12 protein-coding genes, 2 pseudogenes and 1 riboswitch are annotated in these 18,884 nt (G+C 71.3%); all 14 genes and pseudogenes read left to right on the forward strand.

From position 1 onward, the window contains the following. Positions 1 to 4: 4 nt before the first annotated feature. The 14 genes and pseudogenes from CIK06_RS16895 to CIK06_RS16960 all read left to right on the forward strand — a co-directional run bounded on the left by CIK06_RS16895 (position 5) and on the right by CIK06_RS16960 (position 18,878). A complete protein-coding gene (locus CIK06_RS16895; protein WP_095565639.1) occupies positions 5 to 1,015 on the forward strand; it encodes a Gfo/Idh/MocA family protein in 1,011 nt (336 codons plus the stop codon). 77 nt (positions 1,016 to 1,092) lie between these two features. Next, the gene (locus CIK06_RS16900; RefSeq protein ID WP_095567911.1) at positions 1,093 to 1,317 is read left to right on the forward strand and encodes a hypothetical protein; all 225 of its coding nucleotides are present in this window, start codon (positions 1,093 to 1,095) and stop codon (positions 1,315 to 1,317) included. Between the two features lie 122 nt (positions 1,318 to 1,439). Next, positions 1,440 to 1,506, forward strand: a riboswitch (guanidine-III (ykkC-III) riboswitch). A 13-nt stretch (positions 1,507 to 1,519) separates the two neighbouring features. Then, entirely contained in the window at positions 1,520 to 1,834 is a 315-nt protein-coding gene (locus CIK06_RS16905; RefSeq protein WP_095567912.1) for a multidrug efflux SMR transporter, read from the forward strand. Positions 1,835 to 2,106: 272 nt separating this feature from the next. Continuing rightward, positions 2,107 to 2,199 (forward strand): K(+)-transporting ATPase subunit F, encoded by a 93-nt coding sequence (kdpF, locus tag CIK06_RS16910; RefSeq protein WP_095565640.1) that lies wholly within the window; start codon positions 2,107 to 2,109, stop codon positions 2,197 to 2,199. Continuing rightward, a pseudogene (gene kdpA, locus CIK06_RS16915) lies at positions 2,199 to 3,853 on the forward strand (potassium-transporting ATPase subunit KdpA). Before kdpF ends, kdpA begins: the two are co-directional and overlap by 1 nt. Positions 3,854 to 3,855: 2 nt before the next feature. Then, positions 3,856 to 5,966, forward strand: a pseudogene (kdpB, locus tag CIK06_RS16920) (potassium-transporting ATPase subunit KdpB). After that, positions 5,966 to 6,868 (forward strand): potassium-transporting ATPase subunit C, encoded by a 903-nt coding sequence (locus CIK06_RS16925; RefSeq protein WP_095565641.1) that lies wholly within the window; start codon positions 5,966 to 5,968, stop codon positions 6,866 to 6,868. Before kdpB ends, CIK06_RS16925 begins: the two are co-directional and overlap by 1 nt. Before the next feature lie 4 nt (positions 6,869 to 6,872). Further along, on the forward strand, positions 6,873 to 9,551 hold the full coding sequence (locus CIK06_RS16930; protein WP_095565642.1) for a DUF4118 domain-containing protein: 2,679 nt from the start codon (positions 6,873 to 6,875) through the stop codon (positions 9,549 to 9,551). After that, positions 9,548 to 10,228 carry a response regulator gene (locus CIK06_RS16935; protein WP_095565643.1) on the forward strand — a complete coding sequence of 227 codons (681 nt, stop codon included), beginning with the start codon at positions 9,548 to 9,550 and terminating at the stop codon, positions 10,226 to 10,228. Before CIK06_RS16930 ends, CIK06_RS16935 begins: the two co-directional genes overlap by 4 nt. Positions 10,229 to 10,486: 258 nt before the next feature. After that, positions 10,487 to 11,647 (forward strand): hypothetical protein, encoded by a 1,161-nt coding sequence (locus CIK06_RS16940; protein WP_157756806.1) that lies wholly within the window; start codon positions 10,487 to 10,489, stop codon positions 11,645 to 11,647. Next, positions 11,637 to 12,428 carry an ACP S-malonyltransferase gene (locus tag CIK06_RS16945; protein WP_157756807.1) on the forward strand — a complete coding sequence of 264 codons (792 nt, stop codon included), beginning with the start codon at positions 11,637 to 11,639 and terminating at the stop codon, positions 12,426 to 12,428. Before CIK06_RS16940 ends, CIK06_RS16945 begins: the two co-directional genes overlap by 11 nt. A 12-nt stretch (positions 12,429 to 12,440) precedes the next feature. Beyond that, positions 12,441 to 16,070 (forward strand): type I polyketide synthase, encoded by a 3,630-nt coding sequence (locus CIK06_RS16950; protein ID WP_095565646.1) that lies wholly within the window; start codon positions 12,441 to 12,443, stop codon positions 16,068 to 16,070. A gap of 25 nt (positions 16,071 to 16,095) precedes the next feature. Further along, on the forward strand, positions 16,096 to 17,463 hold the full coding sequence (locus CIK06_RS16955; RefSeq protein WP_095565647.1) for an MATE family efflux transporter: 1,368 nt from the start codon (positions 16,096 to 16,098) through the stop codon (positions 17,461 to 17,463). Next, the gene (locus tag CIK06_RS16960; RefSeq protein ID WP_095565648.1) at positions 17,460 to 18,878 is read left to right on the forward strand and encodes a condensation domain-containing protein; all 1,419 of its coding nucleotides are present in this window, start codon (positions 17,460 to 17,462) and stop codon (positions 18,876 to 18,878) included. Before CIK06_RS16955 ends, CIK06_RS16960 begins: the two co-directional genes overlap by 4 nt. Positions 18,879 to 18,884: the final 6 nt, after the last annotated feature.

The raw sequence follows: 18,884 nt of genomic DNA on the forward strand, positions 1-18,884 counted from the left end.
CCAGATGAGCATCCCGCCCGACCCGGTTACCGCGCCCGCCCTCAACTGGGGCGTCCTCGGCGCGGGTTTCATCGCCGGCAAGTTCGTCAACGCCGTCTCCCGGCACACCCGCTCGACCGTGGTGGCGGTGGGTTCCCGGGCCGCGGACAAGGCCGCGGCCTTCGCCACCGAACACGGCATCGACACCGCGCACGGCAGCTACCGGTCGCTCGTCGAAGACCCGAACGTGCAGGCCGTGTACGTCGCCACCCCGCACGTGTTCCACCTCGAACACGCGCTGCTCGCGATCGGCGCCGGCAAGCCCGTACTGGTCGAGAAGCCGCTGGCGGTCAACGCCGGACAGGGACGCGCCCTCGCCCGCGCCGCCGCGGCGGCCGGCGTCTTCGCGATGGAGGCGATGTGGACCCGCTTCCTGCCGCACATGGCGCGGCTGCGCGACCTCGTGGCCGCCGGTGACCTCGGCGACCTGCTGCACGTGCACGCCGAGCACGCGCAACGCTTCGCGTACGACCCGCGGCACCGGCTCTACGACCCGGCGCTGGCCGGCGGCGCCCTGCTGGACCTCGGGGTGTACCCGCTGGCGCTGGTGCAGGACCTGCTCGGGCGGCCCGGGCGGGTCGAGGTGGTGGGCTCGCTCACCCGGACCGGGGTCGACGGTCAGGTCACCCTCGCGATGCACCACGGTGGACGGCGGCAGGCCAGCGTCAACACCTGCCTGTGGGCGCTGTCCGGCATCGGCGCCAGCGTGCTCGGCACGCAGGGCCGGGTCACCTTCGACGGGCCGTTCCTGCGCCCCACCACGCTGCGCCTGCACACCGCCGACGGCACGGTCCACGAGTACGACGGCGTGGTGCGCAACGGCTTCCAGTACGAGATCGCCGAGGTCGCGCGCTGTGTGGCGCAGGGGCGGACGGAGAGCCCGACCCTGCCGCTGGCGGACAGCATCGCCGTCCTTGAGGTGATCGACGGCGCCCGGCGTACCCTCGGCGTCCGCTATCCGGCCGAGACGGCCTGACCCCCTTGCGTCCTATATGGATAGGATGCCGGCCGGGTCCGGCAACCCGCCGGGCCGAGGACCCGTGGGGAGTGTTCGTGCCAGTTACCGCCAACCTCGTCAAGCTGCTCGACAAGGACTACCAGGACAAGCCCCTGGCCGAACTCGTCGACGCCCCGGTCGCCGCCCTCGCGGGGGTCAGCGACCGTGCCGCGGCGCACATCAAGGAGGCGCTGGGGATCAAGACGATCGGCGAGCTCGGTCGCAGCCAGTACTTCCGTACCGCCAAGGCGATCGCCGACCTGGCCGAATTCGACAAGTAGTTCCCGCGCGGGGCCGGCCGCCACCGGTGGCGGCCGGCCCCGCCGCCCCAGCACACCGCCCCGGCGCCGTCCCAGCACCGCCCCGGCGCCGGACCGGCGCGGGTTGGGCTACCCTCGGCGGCGGTGCCCGCGCCGCGCGGCCATCCCGGACGAGGACGTGTCGTACCCGGCCCGCCAAGACGACCGTGTGGAGAGGTACGTCGTGGCCTGGGTGATTCTGATCGTTTCCGGCCTGCTGGAGTCGGTGTGGGCGGTCGCGCTCGGCCGTTCCGGCGGGCTGACCCGCCCGCTGCCCACCGTGATCTTCGGGATGGGCCTGCTGGCCAGCATGGCCGGGCTCGGGTACGCGCTGCGCAGCATCCCGGTCGGCACCGGCTACGCGGTCTGGGTCGGGATCGGCGTGGCCGCCACCGCGCTGGCCGGCATGATCCTCTTCGACGAGGCGGTGAGCCTGCCGCGCGTCCTCTCGCTGCTGCTCATCCTCGCCGGTGTGGTCGGCCTCAAACTCTTCTCCTGATCGGCACGCGGCCCCTCGGCGCACCTCGCCGGGCGGGCCGGGCGGCGCCCGCGTGAAAGACGCGTCAAGAATCGCCCGCCGGCCGTCATGGTCGCGTTATGGCACCTGTCCGTCCGCCGGCCGGCGCGTTGTGATTGCCGGGCACGGCCGGCCGGCCGTGCGCGGAAGACGTCCGGTCAGAGGAGGTCGGCGCGTGTCCGACGTGGTGTTCGTGCTGTTGACGGTGGGCCTGTTCGCGGTGCTCACCCTCGTGGTGCGGGGGTGGAGAGGCTGTGACCGGCACGGTGAACATCGTCGGGCTGGTGCTGGCGCTCGGCCTGGCGGTCCTGCTCGTGGCCGCCCTGATCTTCCCGGAGCGGTTCTGATGACCACGACGGGCGCCGGCGTCATCTTCGTCCTGTCCCTGGCGGTGGCGCTGGCCGCCGTCTTCCGGCCGTTCGGCGACCACATGTACCGGGCGGTCACCGGCCGCCGGCACCTTCGGGCCGAGCGGGTGATCTACCGCCTGGTCGGGGTGAACCCGGCCGCCGAGCAGACCTGGGGCGTGTACGCGCGCAGCCTGCTGGCCTTCTCCGCGGTGTCGATCCTGTTCCTGTACGCGTTCCTGCGCCTGCAGGACCGCCTGTGGCTGTCGCTGGGCATGGACCCGGTGGTGGCGCACGGGGCGTGGAACACGGCGGTGTCGTTCGTGACGAACACGAACTGGCAGTGGTACTCGGGCGAGTCGACCATGGGCCATCTGGTGCAGATGGCCGGCCTGGCGGTGCAGAACTTCGCGTCCGCGGCGGTCGGCATCGCCGTCGCGGTCGCCCTGGTCCGCGGCTTCGCCCGCGGCCGCACCGGGCACCTGGGCAACTTCTGGGTGGACCTGACCCGGATCAGCGTACGGATCCTGCTGCCGATCTGCGTGTTGGCCACGATCGTGCTCATGATCGGCGGGGCGGTGCAGAACCTGTCCGCCGGCACCGACGCGACCACGCTGGGCGGGGCCACCCAGCACATCCCCGGCGGCCCGGTCGCCAGCCAGGAGGCCATCAAGGACCTCGGCACCAACGGCGGCGGCTTCTACAACGTCAACAGCGCCCACCCGTTCGAGAACCCGACGGGCTGGACGAACTGGGTCGAGATCTTCCTGCTGCTGGTGATCCCGGTCAGCCTGCCCCGGGTGTTCGGTCGGATGGTCGGGCAGAACCGGCAGGGCCACGCGATCGTCGCCGTGATGGCGATCCTGGCGCTGGGCGGCATCGCCCTGACCAACGGCTTCGAGCTGGCGCACCAGGGCACGGTCCCGCAGGCGGTGGGCGCGGCGCTCGAGGGCAGGGAGACGCGGTTCGACGTGTCGAACTCGGCGACCTTCGCCGCGGCCACCACGCTCACCTCCACCGGCTCGGTCGACTCGTTCCACGACTCGTACACCGCGCTGGGCGGCGGGGTGCTGATCGTCGACATGATGCTCGGCGAGGTCGCGCCCGGCGGGGTCGGGGCGGGCCTGTACGGCCTGCTGATCCTCGCGGTGATCACCGTGTTCGTCGCCGGCCTGATGGTCGGGCGCACGCCGGAGTACGTCGGCAAGAAGATCGGCGCCCGGGAGATCAAGCTCGCGTCGCTGTACTTCCTGACCACCCCGGCGCTGGTGCTGACCGGCACCGCCGCCGCCTTCGCCACCGGCAACAGCTCCACGGCGCTCAACGCCGGCCCGCACGGCCTCGCCGAGGTGCTGTACGCCTTCACCTCGGCGAGCAACAACAACGGCTCCGCGTTCGCCGGGCTGACGGTGAGCACCCCGTGGTGGAACACCGCGCTGGGCCTGGCCATGCTGCTCGGCCGGTTCCTGCCGATCGTCCTGGTGCTCGCGCTGGCCGGTTCGCTGGCCCGCCAGCAACCCGTTCCCGCCTCCGCAGGCACCCTGCCGACCCACCGGCCGCTCTTCGTCGGAATGGTCGTCGGCGTCACGGTGATCCTCGTCGCGCTGACCTTCCTGCCCGCGCTCGCACTCGGCCCCTCGCTGAGGGACTGTGACCATGAAAGAGAACGAGATGACCCTCGCCCGCGCCCTGCCCGACGCGGTCCGCAAACTCGACCCGCGCACGCTCTGGCGCAACCCGGTGATGCTGATCGTGGAGATCGGCGCGCTGTTCACCACCGTTCTCGCCGCGGTCGACCCGTCGGTGTTCGCCCTGGCGATCGCGGCCTGGCTCTGGCTCACGGTGATCTTCGCGAACCTGGCCGAGGCGGTCGCCGAGGGCCGGGGCAAGGCCCAGGCCGCCGCGCTGCGGAAGGCCAGGACCGACACCGTCGCCACCCGCCTGCTGGACTGGACCCCCGGGGCCGCACCCGGCGGCTACCGCACCGTGTCGGTGCCCGCCCCCCAACTGCGGCAGGGCGACGTGGTCGTGGTGACGGCCGGCGAGGTCGTCCCCGGTGACGGGGACGTGGTCGAGGGCATCGCCAGCGTGGACGAGTCGGCGATCACCGGCGAGTCCGCGCCGGTGATCCGCGAGTCCGGCGGCGACCGCAGCGCGGTGACCGGCGGCACGAAGGTGCTGTCCGACCGGATCGTCGTACGGATCACGCAGCGGCCGGGCGACAGTTTCATCGACCGGATGATCCGCCTGGTGGAGGGGGCGAACCGGCAGAAGACCCCGAACGAGATCGCGCTGAACATCCTGCTCGCCGCGCTCACGATCATTTTCCTGCTGGCCGTGGTGACCCTGCAGCCGCTTGCGATCTTCGCCAGGGGCTTCCAGGCGGCCGCCGCCGACACGGGCGCGGTCACCGACGCCGGTGTCAACGGTGTGGTGCTGGTGTCGCTGCTGGTCTGCCTGATCCCGACCACCATCGGGGCGCTGCTGTCGGCGATCGGCATCGCCGGGATGGACCGCCTGGTGCAGCGCAATGTGCTGGCCATGAGCGGCCGGGCGGTCGAGGCGGCCGGTGACGTGAACACCCTGCTGCTGGACAAGACCGGCACCATCACCCTGGGAAACCGGCAGGCGGACGAGTTCGTGCCGGTCGACGGGGTGGCGGTGGCCGTGGTCGCCGACGCGGCGCAGTTGTCCAGCCTCGCCGACGAGACCCCGAGGGCCGCTCGATCGTGGTCCTCGCGAAGAACCGCTTCGGGCTGCGGGAACGCGAGCCGGGCCTCATCCCGCACGCCACCTTCGTACCGTTCACCGCCCAGACCCGGATGAGCGGCGTCGACCTGGCCCCGGACGGCCCCGGCGCCGGCCCGGCCCGGCAGGTCCGCAAGGGCGCGGCGTCCGCGGTGATGAAGTGGGTCCGGGACAACGGCGGCCACCCCACCGAGCAGGTGGGACAGATCGTCGACGGGATCAGTGGCATCGGCGGCACCCCGCTGGTGGTCGCCGAGCACGTCGCGGGCCGGCCGGCGCGGGCGCTCGGGGTGATCCACCTGAAGGACATCGTCAAGTCGGGCATGCGGGAGCGGTTCGACGAGATGCGCCGGATGGGCATCCGGACCGTGATGATCACCGGTGACAACCCGCGTACCGCGAAGGCCATCGCCGAGGAGGCCGGGGTGGACGACTTCCTGGCGGAGGCCACCCCGCAGGACAAGCTCGCCCTGATCAAGCGGGACCAGGAGGGCGGCCGGCTGGTCGCGATGACCGGCGACGGCACCAACGACGCCCCGGCGCTCGCCCAGGCCGATGTCGGGGTGGCGATGAACACCGGTACGTCGGCCGCGAAGGAGGCCGGCAACATGGTCGACCTCGACTCCGACCCGACCAAGCTGATCGAGATCGTGGAGATCGGCAAGCAGTTGCTGATCACCCGTGGCGCGCTGACCACGTTCAGCATCTCCAACGACATCGCCAAGTACTTCGCGATCGTCCCGGCCATGTTCGCCGGCATCTACCCGAGCCTGGACCGGCTCAACGTGATGCGGCTGGCCAGCCCGGAGTCGGCGATCCTGTCGGCGGTCGTCTTCAACGCGGTCATCATCGTCGCGCTGATTCCGCTGGCCCTGCACGGCGTGCGCTACCGGCCGGACAGCGCGTCGCGGCTGCTGCGGCGCAACCTGCTGGTGTACGGCCTGGGCGGCATCATCGTGCCGTTCGCCGGCATCAAGATCATTGACCTGATCGTCCAGTTCATCCCGGGGATCTCGTGATGCGTCCACCGTCCTGGCTCGCCCAACACCTCGCCGCCGGGCGCGCGCTGCTCGTCTGCACCGTGCTGCTCGGCCTGGCCTACCCGCTGGCCATGGTCGGCATCGGCCGGCTACCCGGCCTGGCCGCCCGCGCGGACGGATCGCCGGTGACGGTCGCGGACCGCACCGTCGGCAGCCGGCTCATCGGCCAGTCGTTCACCGACCCCGACGGCAGCCCCATCCCGCGCTACTTCCAGTCCCGGCCGTCGGCCGCCGGCGACGGCTACGACCCGACCTCCACCTCGGCGAGCAACCTCGGCCCGGAGGACGTCGTCGACACCATCGCCGGCGGCCCCGCGGAGTCCACCCGGAGCCTGCTGACCCGGGTCTGCGCGCGCAGCAAGGCCGTCGGCGAGTTCGACGACGTGGACGGGCGGCGGCCGTACTGCACCCCGGACGGCGTCGGCGCGGTGCTGGCGGTGTTCCGCCGCGACGGGCTCACCGGCCCCGCCACCCGGGTGGTCAGCGTCAACCAGGCCGCACCCGGCACGCCGTTCCTCGCCAGCTACGAGGGGGTGCCGGTCGAGCTGGCGACGCCCGGCCACGACTACCGCGCCGAGGGCGGGGTCATCACCCCGGTCCGGGGCGACGCACCCGCCCGCCCGGCGGTACCGGCCGACGCGGTCACCGCCAGCGGCAGCGGCCTCGACCCGGACATCAGCCCCGGGTACGCCGACATCCAGGTCGAGCGGGTGGCCCGGGAACGCGGTGCGGACCCGGCGGCACTCCGGCGGCTGGTACGGGAGCACACCACCGGCCGGGCGCTCGGCTTCATCGGCGCGCCCGCGGTCAACGTGCTGGAACTCAACCTCGCGCTCGATCGGGAGTTCCCCGTGCGCACCCCCGACGATCAGGCAGGATAACGCCGTGCCCCGGGCAGAACTGCGCATCTACCTCGGTGCCGCCCCGGGTGTCGGCAAGACGTACGCGATGCTCCAGGAGGCGCACCGGCGGGCCGAGCGGAACACCGACGTGGTGATCGGCCTGGTCGAGACGCACGGCCGGCCGCACACGGCGGCGATGCTCGGCGACCTTGAGGTGGTCCCCCGGCGTACCGTCCGCTACCGGGGCACCGGGTTCACCGAGATGGACCTCGACGGCGTGCTGGCCCGCCGGCCCGAGGTCGCCGTGGTCGACGAACTGGCGCACACCAACGTGCCCGGCGGCCGGCACGAGAAGCGCTGGCAGGACGTGCGGGAGCTGCTGAACGCCGGGATCAGCGTGCTCACCACCGTGAACATCCAGCACCTGGAGTCGCTGAACGACGTCGTCGCGCAGATCACCGGCACCACCCAGCGGGAAACCGTGCCCGACCGGGTGGTCCGGGCCGCCGAACAGGTCGAGCTGGTCGACATGACCCCGGAGGCGCTGCGCCGCCGGATGGCGCACGGCAACATCTACCGCCCCGACAGGATCGACGCCGCGCTGGGCAACTACTTCCGGGTCGGCAACCTGACCGCGCTGCGGGAACTCGCCCTGCTCTGGCTCGCCGACAAGGTCGACGAGCAGCTCGACGCGTACCGGAACCAGCACGGCATCTCCGACACCTGGGAGGCCCGGGAGCGGGTGGTGGTGGCGCTGACCGGCGGCCCGGAGGGCGGGACGCTGATCCGGCGGGCGGCCCGGATCGCCGCCCGCGGCAGGGGCGCCGACCTGCTGGCCGTGCACGTGGCCCGCAGCGACGGCCTGGCCGGGGCCGACCCGGCCCAGCTCGCCCGCCAGCGGGTGCTCGTGGAAAGCCTCGGCGGCACCTACCACCAGGTGCTCGGCACCAACATCCCGGCGGCGCTGCTGGACTTCGCCCGCGGCGTCAACGCCACCCAACTCGTGCTCGGGGCCAGCCGCCGCGGCCGGGTCGCCCAGCTCTTCTCCCGCGGCGTCGGGGTCACCACCACGGCGCTGTCCGGGCCGATCGACGTCCACCTGGTCACCCACCCCGAGGTCGGGCGGGGACGGCGGCGCTCCGGAACGCCGGCCGTGCTGTCCCGCCGGCGGCGGCTGCTCGGGTTCGCGCTCGCCGTCCTCGGCATGCCGGGGCTCACCGCGCTGCTGCAGACGCTGCCCGGTCTCACCCTGACCAGCGACATCCTGCTGTTCCTGGCCACCGTCGTCGGGGTCGCCCTGGTCGGCGGCATGTGGCCGGCGCTGGTCGCCGCGCTCGGCGGATCCCTGCTGCTCAACTGGTACTTCACCCCGCCGTACCACACCCTCACCATCGCCGCGGCGGACAACCTGCTCGCGATCGGCGTCTTCGTGGGCGTCGCGGTCTCGGTGAGCGCGGTGGTCGACGTGGCGGCGAAGCGTACCCGGGAGGCGGCGCGGGCCTCCGCCGACGCGCAGACCCTGGCCACCGTGGCGGGCAGCGTGCTGCGCGGGGAACGTCCGCTGCCCGCGCTGCTGGACCGGCTGCGGGAGACGTTCGGGCTGCGCGCGGTCAGCGTGCTGGAGCGGACCGCCGGCCCGGGCACCGCCGGCGACGGCCCGGCCGACCCGGGTCCGGTCGGTCCGGGTCCGGTCGCCTCGGGTCCGGTCGGTCCGGGTCCGGGTCCGGTCGGTCCGGGTCCGGGTCCGGGTCCGGTCGGTCCGGGTCCGGTCGCCTCGGGTCCGGCCGGCCCGGGGACGGCCGGGACCGACGCGCCGTGGCGCGTGGTGGCCGGCGTCGGCGACCGGCCGCCGGGCACCCCGCAGGCCGGGGAGACCGCCGTACCGGTGGACGACCGGCTCACCGTGGTGCTCGCCGGCCGCCCGCTGGAGGCCGCCGACCGGCGGGTCGTCGAGGCGTTCGCCGCCCAGGCGGCCGTCGCGCTGCGCCAGGAACGCCTCGCCGAGGAGGCCGCCACCGCCCGGCCGCTCGCCGAGGCCGACCGGATGCGCACCGCCCTGCTCGCCGCGGTCAGCCACGACCTGCGTACCCCGCTGGCCTCGGCCAAGGCGGCCGTGAGCAGCCTGCGCAGCCACGACGTCGAGTTCGACGACGAGGATCGGGCGGAGCTGCTGGCCACCGCCGACGAGTCCCTGGACCGGCTCGGCGCGCTGGTGGCCAACCTGCTCGACATGGGCCGCCTCCAGGCCGGCGCCCTCGGCGTCACAGCCACCGCCATCGGGCTGGAGGACGCCGTACCCCGGGCGCTGGACGAACTCGGGCCGGTCGCCACCGGCGTGGTCACCGACATTCCCGCCGACCTGCCGGCCGCCGCGGCCGACCCCGGCCTGCTGGAACGGGTACTGGTGAACATCGTGGCCAACGCCCTGCGGCACAGCCCACCCTGGCAGCCGCCCAGGATCACCGCCAGCGCGCACGCCGGCCAGGTCGAACTGCGGGTCATCGACACCGGTCCCGGCATCCCGCAGGACCAGTGGGAGCACGTCTTCCTGCCGTTCCAGCGCCTCGGCGACCGCGACAACCAGACCGGGGTGGGCCTGGGGCTGGCGCTGTCCCGCGGGCTCGCCGAGGCGATGGGCGGCAGCATCACCCCCGAAACCACCCCGGGCGGCGGCCTGACCATGGTGTTGCGGCTGCCCGCGGCCGAAGGTGCCACGGGATGACCCGCATCCTGGTGGTCGACGACGAACCGCAGATCCTGCGCGCCCTGCGGATCAACCTGCGGGCACGCGGCTACGACGTCCAGGTGGCGCCGGACGGCACCAGCGCGCTGCGCGCCGCCGCCAGCCAACCGCCGGACCTGGTGGTGCTCGACCTCGGCCTGCCCGACCTGGACGGCGTCGAGGTGATCCGCGGGCTGCGCGGCTGGACCACCGTACCGATCATCGTGCTGTCCGGGCGGGCCGGCAGCGAGGACAAGGTCTCCGCGCTCGACGCCGGCGCCGACGACTACGTCACCAAGCCGTTCGGGGTGGACGAACTGCTCGCCCGCATCCGGGCCGTCACCCGCCGGCTCGGCCCGGCCGGCCCGACCGGCCCGGCGCTGCGGATCGGCCGGCACACCGTCGACCTGGCCGACCGGACCGTCACCCGCGACGACGGCACGGAGGTACGGCTCACCCCGACCCAGTGGGCGATGCTGGAGAAGCTGCTGCGCAATCCCGGCAAGCTGGTCAGCCAGCGGCAGCTCCTGCACGACGTGTGGGGTCCGGAGTACCAGCACGAGACGAACTACCTGCGGCAGTACATGGCCCAGTTGCGGCGCAAACTGGAGGACGACCCGGCCCGGCCCCGGCACCTGATCACCGAGCCGGGGATGGGCTACCGCTACCGCCCCTGACCGCCTGGCGATGAAGGGCCGAGTCGAGGCAGTGCCCATCCACCGTTACCGATTAGCCACACACGCGAAACAAAACTCGCATCGCCGCCCGATTTCCGGATCATGCGAAAGGCAAGTTGGCATTGAATCGCATCGTTCGGTATTGCCGCGGCCACGGAGCGCTGCTAACCTGATTCCTGGGCCAGACAGGCAGTAGGCACAAATTCGTGACATCTCGCAGAGCTTTCGACTCGATCACTGCAGCCCGACAATAGAAGGTTGGCTGTGCGTACGCTTTTACTCTTCGACGGCCTGGGCAGCAATCACGAGGGCCTCATTCCGGAGCTTCGCAGAATGTACGCGAGCCCGGAGAATGCGGCGTTCTTTCAGGTTGTCCTCCAAACCATGGACGAGGTGACCGACTACCTGGATTCGACCTCGGCTCGTCGATTCAGTTTCCGCTCGATACTGGAGCGGCGCTCGTTTGAGCCGGACGAAGCACCGATCGATTCGTTCGTCGCCGGGCTGTGCGTGTACACCTATCAGGCATGTTGTCTGCAACCGGCCAGACGGCAGGAGGACGGCTGCGTCGCGGCGTTGGGCCACAGCATCGGCCTGCTCGCGGCAATCGTCGCGGGCCTGCGACTGCGACGGATGGACGACTTCCTCGACACCGTCGCCGCCTTTCTGCGGCTGGTCGCGGTCAGCCTCGCTCGCGGCCAGCAGCTCGCCACCGCGGCAGACCCGGACCGGAGCGCGGTGGGCCGTTACCGGGCAAGGGTTCGTCGGGGCGCTGGTCCCGGCCCCATGGCCTCGCTTGCCGGCCTGCCCCGTCACGAGCTCGTCGATGCCGTCGCCGGGTTCAACCGCGACGGCGGCTCCCTCTCGGTGAGCCTGGCGAACTCGCCGAGCTCTCACGTCCTGAGTGGACCGACCATCGAGCTCCTGGAGTTCTACTTCACCCACGCGGCGGCGTTCGAGCGGGCCGGCGCCACCTGGCTGTTCCTCAACAACACCGTTCCCTTCCACAGCCGGCACATGGCGCCGGCCGCGGACCGGATCGACCAGGACCGTCGATTCATCGGCCGATTACCCGACGGTGCGCAGCTCGGGCTGCCGGTGTACGCCACCGACGCCCCGCGCAACCTGCAGAGCTCGCCGGACTTCATCGACGAGTTCCTCCAGCAGGTGCTCCTGCGGCCGATCGAATGGGAACTGGTGGCGTCGCACGCGATCGCCGACGCCTCGATCGACCGCATCGTGGACTACGGTCCCGGAGCGGCCGCCCGACGATTCACCAGGGAATGTCTGGGCACCGCTGCCCGACGCGTGCGATTCACACCGTTCCAGCCATCCGTCGCGTCACGGGCACCAGGAGGCCATAATGCGATGTCTAATCTTCCCCGGCCAGGGTGTCCAACGCAGAGGAATGGGAGCTGACCTTTTCGCCCGGTTCCCGGACATCACCACCCTGGCGGACGACATTCTTGGTTACTCGATCGAACAGTTGTGTACGAGGGACCCGGACCGAAGACTACGGGACACCCGTTACGGCCAGCCGGCCGTGTTCGTCGTCAACGCCATGATGGGCATGCGGCAAATCGCCGACGGCGCCGGCGACTACCAGTTCTTCGCCGGCCACAGCCTTGGCGAATACAATGCACTCGTCGCCGCGGGTGTGCTCGACTTCCCGACGGCGCTACGGATCGTCGAGCAGCGCGGCGCACTGATGGCCGGCATCACCGGCGGCGGAATGTCGGCGGTCCAGGGCGTACCGGCGGCATTCGTCCGACGTGCCCTCCAGGAGGCCGGCCTCACCCAGGTGCACATCGCCAACTACAACGCCGACACGCAGACGACGATAGCCGGCGACCGGACCGAGGTGGCCGTGGCCGCGAAGGCGATCGGCGCGCTTCCCGGCGCACGTGTCGTCCCGATCAACGTCAGCGGACCGTTCCACACCCCGCTGATGGCCCCGGTGGAGCCGGCGTTGCGAGCGGTCCTGGCGAACTGCACCTTCGGCACCGCGACCGGCTCGGTCGTTTCCAGCGTCAACGGCGAAATCTTCGACCCGGAATCGGGTGCCGACCTGCTGGCCGGCCAGGTCTGCGCACCCGTGCAGTGGGTACGAGCGGTCACCACCCTGCGGGCCTCGGGAGTCACCCACTTCGACGAAGTCAACGGCGGCACCCTCAGCGCGCTGGTGAGCAGAATCCACTGAAGGGACGATCGGATGAGCATCGCCATTGTTGGCGCCTCGGTGAGGCTACCCGGGGTCGAGGGTCTGGACGATCTCTGGCGCGTCGTCAGCACCGGCGCGAGCCTCACCAGGCCCTTTCCGCAGCACCGCCGGGAGACCCTGAGCGAGTACATCCACTACCTGCGGGCGACGACCGTCGAACCGGTCGACGACGACGGTCTGGACTTCCACAACGGCTGCTATCTCGACTCGGTCGACACGTTCGACTACGCGGCGTTCGGCATGACGCCCCGGCAGGCCGCCCTGACCGACCCGCACCACCGCATGGTCCTCCGCGCCATGTTCCTCGCCCTGGAGGACGCCGGGTACTCGGCGGACCGGCTGCGCGGCAGCCGTACCGGAGTCTTCGTCGGCTTCGCCACGAACCCGGGTTCGACCTACATGGACTACATCTCCCGGGTGGAGCCCTCCCTGAGCCAGCAGGCGATCACCGGCAACATCCCGGCGATGCTCGCCAACCGGCTGTCACACCTGCTCGATCTGCGCGGTCCCAGCCTCGTCGTCGACACCGCCTGCTCGGCGACGCTGGTCGCGGTGCACCAGGCGAAGAACGCCCTGATGGCCGGCGACTGCGACATGGCGGTGGTCGGTGGCGCACGGATCGTCTTCGCCCCGGTCAAGCACCCGCACTCGGCGATCGGCATCGAATCCTCCGACGGTGTGACGCGCACCTTCGACGAGGCGGCCGACGGCACCGGCTTCGGCGAGGGATCCGGGGCGGTCGTGCTCAAGCGGACCGACCGGGCGCTGGCCGACGGTGACGAGATCTACGCCGTCATCAGGGGCAGCGCGGTCAACCACGACGGCCACACCGACGGCATCACCAGCCCGAGCGCCCGGTCACAGGCCGATCTGCTGCTGGCCGCCTGGGAGAACGCCGGAATCGACCCGCGTACGCTCGGTTACTTCGAGGCGCACGGCACCGCCACCCGGGTGGGCGACCCGATCGAGCACGAAGGCATGAAGTTGGCCTTCGCCGAACACACGACGGACCGGAGCTTCTGCGCCGTCGGCACGGTCAAAGCCAACGTCGGGCACCTGTTCGAGGGCTCCGGAGTGATCGGCCTGCTCAAGGCGGTGGCGGTGCTTCGGCACCGCCAACTCCCGCCGCAGGCCAACTTCGTCAGCCCCAACCCGCAGCTCGACTTCACATCCGGGCCGTTGTTCGTCCCGACCAGCCTGCGGCCGTGGGAGACCGACGGCGGACCGCGCCGCTGTGGCGTCAGCGCATTCGGCCTCGGCGGCACCAACGCCCACGTGGTCGTCGAGGAACACATCGCACCGGCCCCGGCAACCGACCCGGCGGGCGACCATCCGAGCGGCGAACACCTGTTCACCCTCAGCGGGGCCACCATCCGCTCGCTGTCCGGGCTGTTGCGCGGCTACCTGCGGTTCATCGACGAGGGCGGGCTCGCCGGCATCGACATCGCCGACGTCTGCCACACGACGCAACTGTCGCGCTCGGCACACCGGTACCGGATCGCGCTGGCCGTCACCGGCATCGACGACCTCCGTGCCGGCATCGAACGGATCCTCGCCGACGACGGACCGCAGGTCACCGGTGCGCTCGCCGAGACCGCACAGGCGTACCTGCGGGGTGAGCCGGTCGACTGGCGGAGGCTGGCAGCGGGCCGGAAGCACCGCATCGTCCGGCTGCCCCACTACGTCTTCGACGAGACGACCGCCTGGCTGGACTTCCCGCAGGACTGGCGCCAGACGATGTCCCTGGAACGGACCACCGCACAACATCCGGTCACCCACGATGTCCGGCTGCGACCGGTGCCGGCGCCAGAGCCGACCCCGACCGGCACCGGCACCGGCACCGGCACCGGCACGATGCTTGCCCTGATCGACCCGTCGACCGACGCCGAGGCGGTGCTGGCCCCCGCGCTGACCGACGGCAGCCGGATCATCCGGCTCGGGGAACCGCTCGGCCCGGACGGTCCGACGTTCAGCGCCGACAGCCCCGCCGCGTACGAGCACCTCGTCCGGCTGGCCGACGAACACCAGGTCACGCACCTCGTGTACGCGCTGGCGTTCGAGTCGGCGCCGGCGGCCGACATCGAAGAGATCGAAAGCCGGTCGGCGAAGAACCTGCACGGGCTCTTCCACCTGTCGAAGGCGTTGATGGCGGCCGGAGCCAAACTCGACCTGATCGTGCTCACCCGGACGGCGATCAGCGCGGACGAGGGTGACGCCGCGACGGTCACGGACAACGCCGCGCTTGTCGGCTTCGGCAAGGTGCTCGTCCGTGAGTACCCGTACGTCCAGGTCAAACACGTCGACGTCGACATGTCCGTGCCGGCGGCCGCGGTACGCGCCGAGATCCTGGGCGACGCGTACGGGCTGTCGGTGCTGCGCGGCGAGCAGCGCATGCGCGAGGTCTTCGTCGAGGTCCCCGACATCGAGCTGACCACCGGGGATCCCGGTCCGCGGCCGTACCTCAGATCCGGTGGCACGTACCTGATCACCGGCGGCACCGGTGCCCTCGGCCTCGCCGTCGCCCGCGACTTCGCCACCGCGCAGCCGGACATCACGGTCGTGTTGCTCAGCCGGTCCGGGCTACCGCCCCGCGAGCGGTGGGACGAACTGCCGGCATCGGCGTCCGAGAGCGCCGTGACGACCCGGATCCAGACCGTGCGCGACATCGAGGCGCTGGGTGCCCGCGTGCTCGCGATGGCGGTCGACGCCGGGGACAGCAAGGCGCTCGCCGAGGCGGTGGCCCAGTTGCGCGCCGACCACGGCCGGATCGACGGCATCGTGCACGCGGCCGGGCTGCCCGGCGGAAGCACTGTCATGTTCCGCCAGCTCGACGAGTTCGACGCCGTCGTACGGGCGAAACTGCACTCCGCCTTCGTACTGAAGGAGTCGACCCGGACCGATCCGCCGGACTTCATCGCCCACTTCTCCTCGGTCGCCTCGGTGTTTCCCGCGCCGGGGCAGGCCGACTACGCGGCGGCCAACTACTACCTCGACAACCTCGCCCGGTCCCAGTCGGGCGGCCGGTGCCACATGCTCGCGGTGGACTGGGTGGCCTGGAAGGAGATCGGCATGGCGGTGGACTACGGCACCAACGGTGACACGATGTTCAAGGCGCTGCCGACGGCCGTCGGCCTGGCCGTACTCGACGCGGGTCTGCGCTCGGGCCGGTCGCGACTGTTCGCCGGCGAGCTCAACTACGGTGGCGAGCTCATCCACCTGTTGCGCTCGTACGACGTCGCGCTCTCCGACGACATCGAGGCGACCGTGCAACAGCAGATGCACGCGTTGGAGGAACGGCTCGCGAAGGCCACCGACAAGATCCGTACGACGATCGAGGCGGTGACGGTGCACCTCGACGGCCGCCCGGACGAGCAGTACTCCGACGTCGAGCTGTCCGTGGCGAGGTGCCTGGCGCTCGCGTTCGGCTACGACCGGCTCGACGTCGAGGCCGACTTCTTCGACCTGGGCGGCGACTCGCTGATGGCCACCACGGTGGCCAACCACATCGCGGTCTACCACGGCGTCTCCTACGACGTCGCGGACCTGCTCGCGGACCGGACCACAGCCGAGATCGCCTATCACATCGAGGATCTGCGGGACTTCGCGGCGAGTTCCCTGTGATCCGCGACCAGGATCAGAGGACGTCATGACCGACATGACCCGCGGGCCGGCCGTACGGCAGATAGTCGGTTTCGCCCTTCCGCTGACCGCGGCGAGCCTGTTCATGCAGGCCTATCTGCTTGTCGACGGCATCGTCGTCGGGCGCTACGTCGGCGTCGAGGGGCTTGCCGCGGTCGGGGCGAGCGGCCCGTTGTTCTACCTGCTGAACGCCATGTTCATCGGTCTCGGCACCGCGTTCACCATCCGGCTGGCGCACCTGCGCGGCGGCCAGCGGGACGAGCAACGACGCGACGTGGTGGTGGCGCTGGCCACGGTGACCGTCGGCTGGACCCTCGGGTCCATCGTGCTGGTCACCGTGCTCGCGAAGCCGGTCCTGGCGCTGATGGGAATCACCGGCACGCTGGCCGGGCAGTGCGCCCACTTCATCGGGATACTCTCCATCGGTTTTCCTGGCATGTTCGGGTCCGCGGCCGTCAGCGCCTACCTGCGGGGTCTCGGCAACTCCCGGGCGGCGATGTGGGTACAGGCCACCGGCAACGTGATCAACATCGGGTTGGCCTGGCTGTTCGTCGGCGGGCTGGGGCTCGGTGTCGGCGGCGGCGCGCTGGCCACGGCGGTGTCCGCCACCGTCGCGGCGGTGGTCGGGGTCCTCGCCTCGGGCCGGCTCTACCCGCTGCCGGCGGGCCGGCCCGCCACGCCCGCCGTACGAGGTGAACTGGCCGACGCCATCCGGCTCGGCCTCCCCCTGGCGACGCAGCACATCATCCTGGCTCTCGGCATCATGGTGCTGGTCTGGATCATCGAACGGTACGGCGAGACGGTGATGGCCGGCTTCACCATCGTCTCGCGGATCGAAGCGTTCACCGCGATCCTGTTCCTGTCCTTCTCCGGCGCCATGACCACCTTCGCGGCACAGAATCTCGGCGCGGGAGACATCGAGCGGGCACGGCGGGCACTGGTACAGACCCTCGGGCTCACCGTCGGTCTGACCGTGGTGTTCTCCGCCGTGGTCCTCGCCGCGCACCGGCCGATCGTCGCCGTGTTCACCGACGACCCGGCCGCCCGCGAGGTCGCCGGGCGGTACCTGTTGATCATCTACCCGTTCTTCGCGCTCTACACCGTCATGGTGGTGCTGCACGGCTACCTCAACGGCGCCCGCCGGACCACGGTGCCGCTCATCTGCACGATTCTCGCCTTCGGTCTGGTCCAGTTGCCCTTCGCCTACCTGCTCAGTCGACCGTTCGGAATCCAGGCGGTGATGTGGGCCGTGGTCGCGAGTTGGACCACCGGGCTGACGTACTCGATCTTCTGCCTGCGGCATGTCCTGCTGCCCCGCCGCACCCCGGCCGGCGGCCCCATACCCACCCCGGTGGAGGTGCGAGGCTCCTCATGATCACTGCGTACACGACCGACGTCGAGTTCCACGGCGGGCGCGCCCGGACGGCGCCGCTGACCTGGGGTCAGGAGATGATCTGGGACCTCATCGGCAATCTCGACGACGCCCGCAACTACGCCGTGCTCACCCGGTGGATGCCGATTCCGCTGCTGTTGAGCGTGGGTGACGCGCTGGAGAGCCTCGGCGAACTCGCCCGCCGCAACGAAGCGCTGCGGACGATGTACCACCGGACGGCCAGCGGCGACGCCAGGCAGGAGATCCTCAGCGCGGGAACGATGCCGGTGGAGATTGTCGACCGGCCCGCCGACGACCCGACCGACTACTCCAGCATCGTCACCGACTGCCTGGTGCGCGCGTCCGAAGCCGGATTCGACCACGAGAAGGAACTGCCGATCCGGTTCTCGGTCATCCTGCAGGACGGCATCCCGATCCTGCTGGCCTTCGCCGTCTCGCACCTGTCCGCCGACTTCATCGGCGCCGACCTGCTGGTCACCGAGCTTGGTGCGATGCTGCAGGCCCGCGCCGACGGCCGGCCGTGGCCGCCGCCCCGGCACTGCCGACAACCCGCCGACATGGCAGCGGTGGAAGGTCGGCCAGCGGGACAGCTCCGCAACATCGAGGCGGCCCGCTTCATCAGGCAGCAACTCGACCGCGCCCACCCGGACATGCTGCCCGCGCGCGCCACACCGGCCACGCCGCGGTTCCACCGCGGGCAACTGGAATCGTCCGCCCTCGCCGTCGCCATCGGTCCGGCCGCCCGCCGCCACCGGACAAGCACCTCGGTCCTGTTGCTGGCCATCACCAGCGCGCTGATGCGCTGCGTCTGCCCCGGACGGGCCTATCCGATCGACCTGTTGCTGGGCAATCGCGCCGATCCGGCGCTGGCCGGCACGGTGTGCAGTCTCAGCCAGAGCATCCTGACCGTCATCGACCTGACTCCGGACTCGTTCGCCGGGCTCGTCGCGCACTGCGCGGCGATCACCGCGGAGGCCAGGAGATACGGGTGGCACCGCAAGCGGGTCGTACAAGGAATCCTCGACGCCGCCGGGGCCGGGCGAGGCTGCCAGTTCAACGACATCTGGTCGCAGCTCCCGGGCAGGCCGAGCAGGTTGCCCGCCACCCCGGCCGAGCTGGGGGCGATGGCCGAGTCCACAACGTTCTCCTGGCCGGAGCAGGTGCCGGAGAAGAACAAGGACCTGTTCATGGGTGTCCGTGGCACCGGCGACCGGATGCACCTCTCGCTGTTCGCCGACACCGCGCTGCTGCCTCCGGGCGACATCCGGGCGTTCCTGGACACGTTCGAACGAGCCGCCATCAGCCTGGCCTTCGCCGACGTGACGCTGGATCAGATCGCACACTGGTTCGCCGAGGCCGGCGCCAGGTACGCGCACCTCAACGGCGGGCAGCGGTAGTCCGCA

It is taken from the genome of Plantactinospora sp. KBS50 (assembly GCF_002285795.1).
GTDB lineage: Bacteria > Actinomycetota > Actinomycetes > Mycobacteriales > Micromonosporaceae > KBS50.

Coding starts and splice junctions, on each gene's coding strand:
- CIK06_RS16895 (WP_095565639.1), top strand. CDS start 5: ATGAGCATCCCGCCCGACCCGGTTACCGCGCCCGCCCTCAACTGGGGC.
- CIK06_RS16925 (WP_095565641.1), top strand. CDS start 5,966: ATGCGTCCACCGTCCTGGCTCGCCCAACACCTCGCCGCCGGGCGCGCG.
- CIK06_RS16935 (WP_095565643.1), top strand. CDS start 9,548: ATGACCCGCATCCTGGTGGTCGACGACGAACCGCAGATCCTGCGCGCC.
- CIK06_RS16945 (WP_157756807.1), top strand. CDS start 11,637: ATGGGAGCTGACCTTTTCGCCCGGTTCCCGGACATCACCACCCTGGCG.
- CIK06_RS16950 (WP_095565646.1), top strand. CDS start 12,441: ATGAGCATCGCCATTGTTGGCGCCTCGGTGAGGCTACCCGGGGTCGAG.
- CIK06_RS16955 (WP_095565647.1), top strand. CDS start 16,096: ATGACCGACATGACCCGCGGGCCGGCCGTACGGCAGATAGTCGGTTTC.
- CIK06_RS16960 (WP_095565648.1), top strand. CDS start 17,460: ATGATCACTGCGTACACGACCGACGTCGAGTTCCACGGCGGGCGCGCC.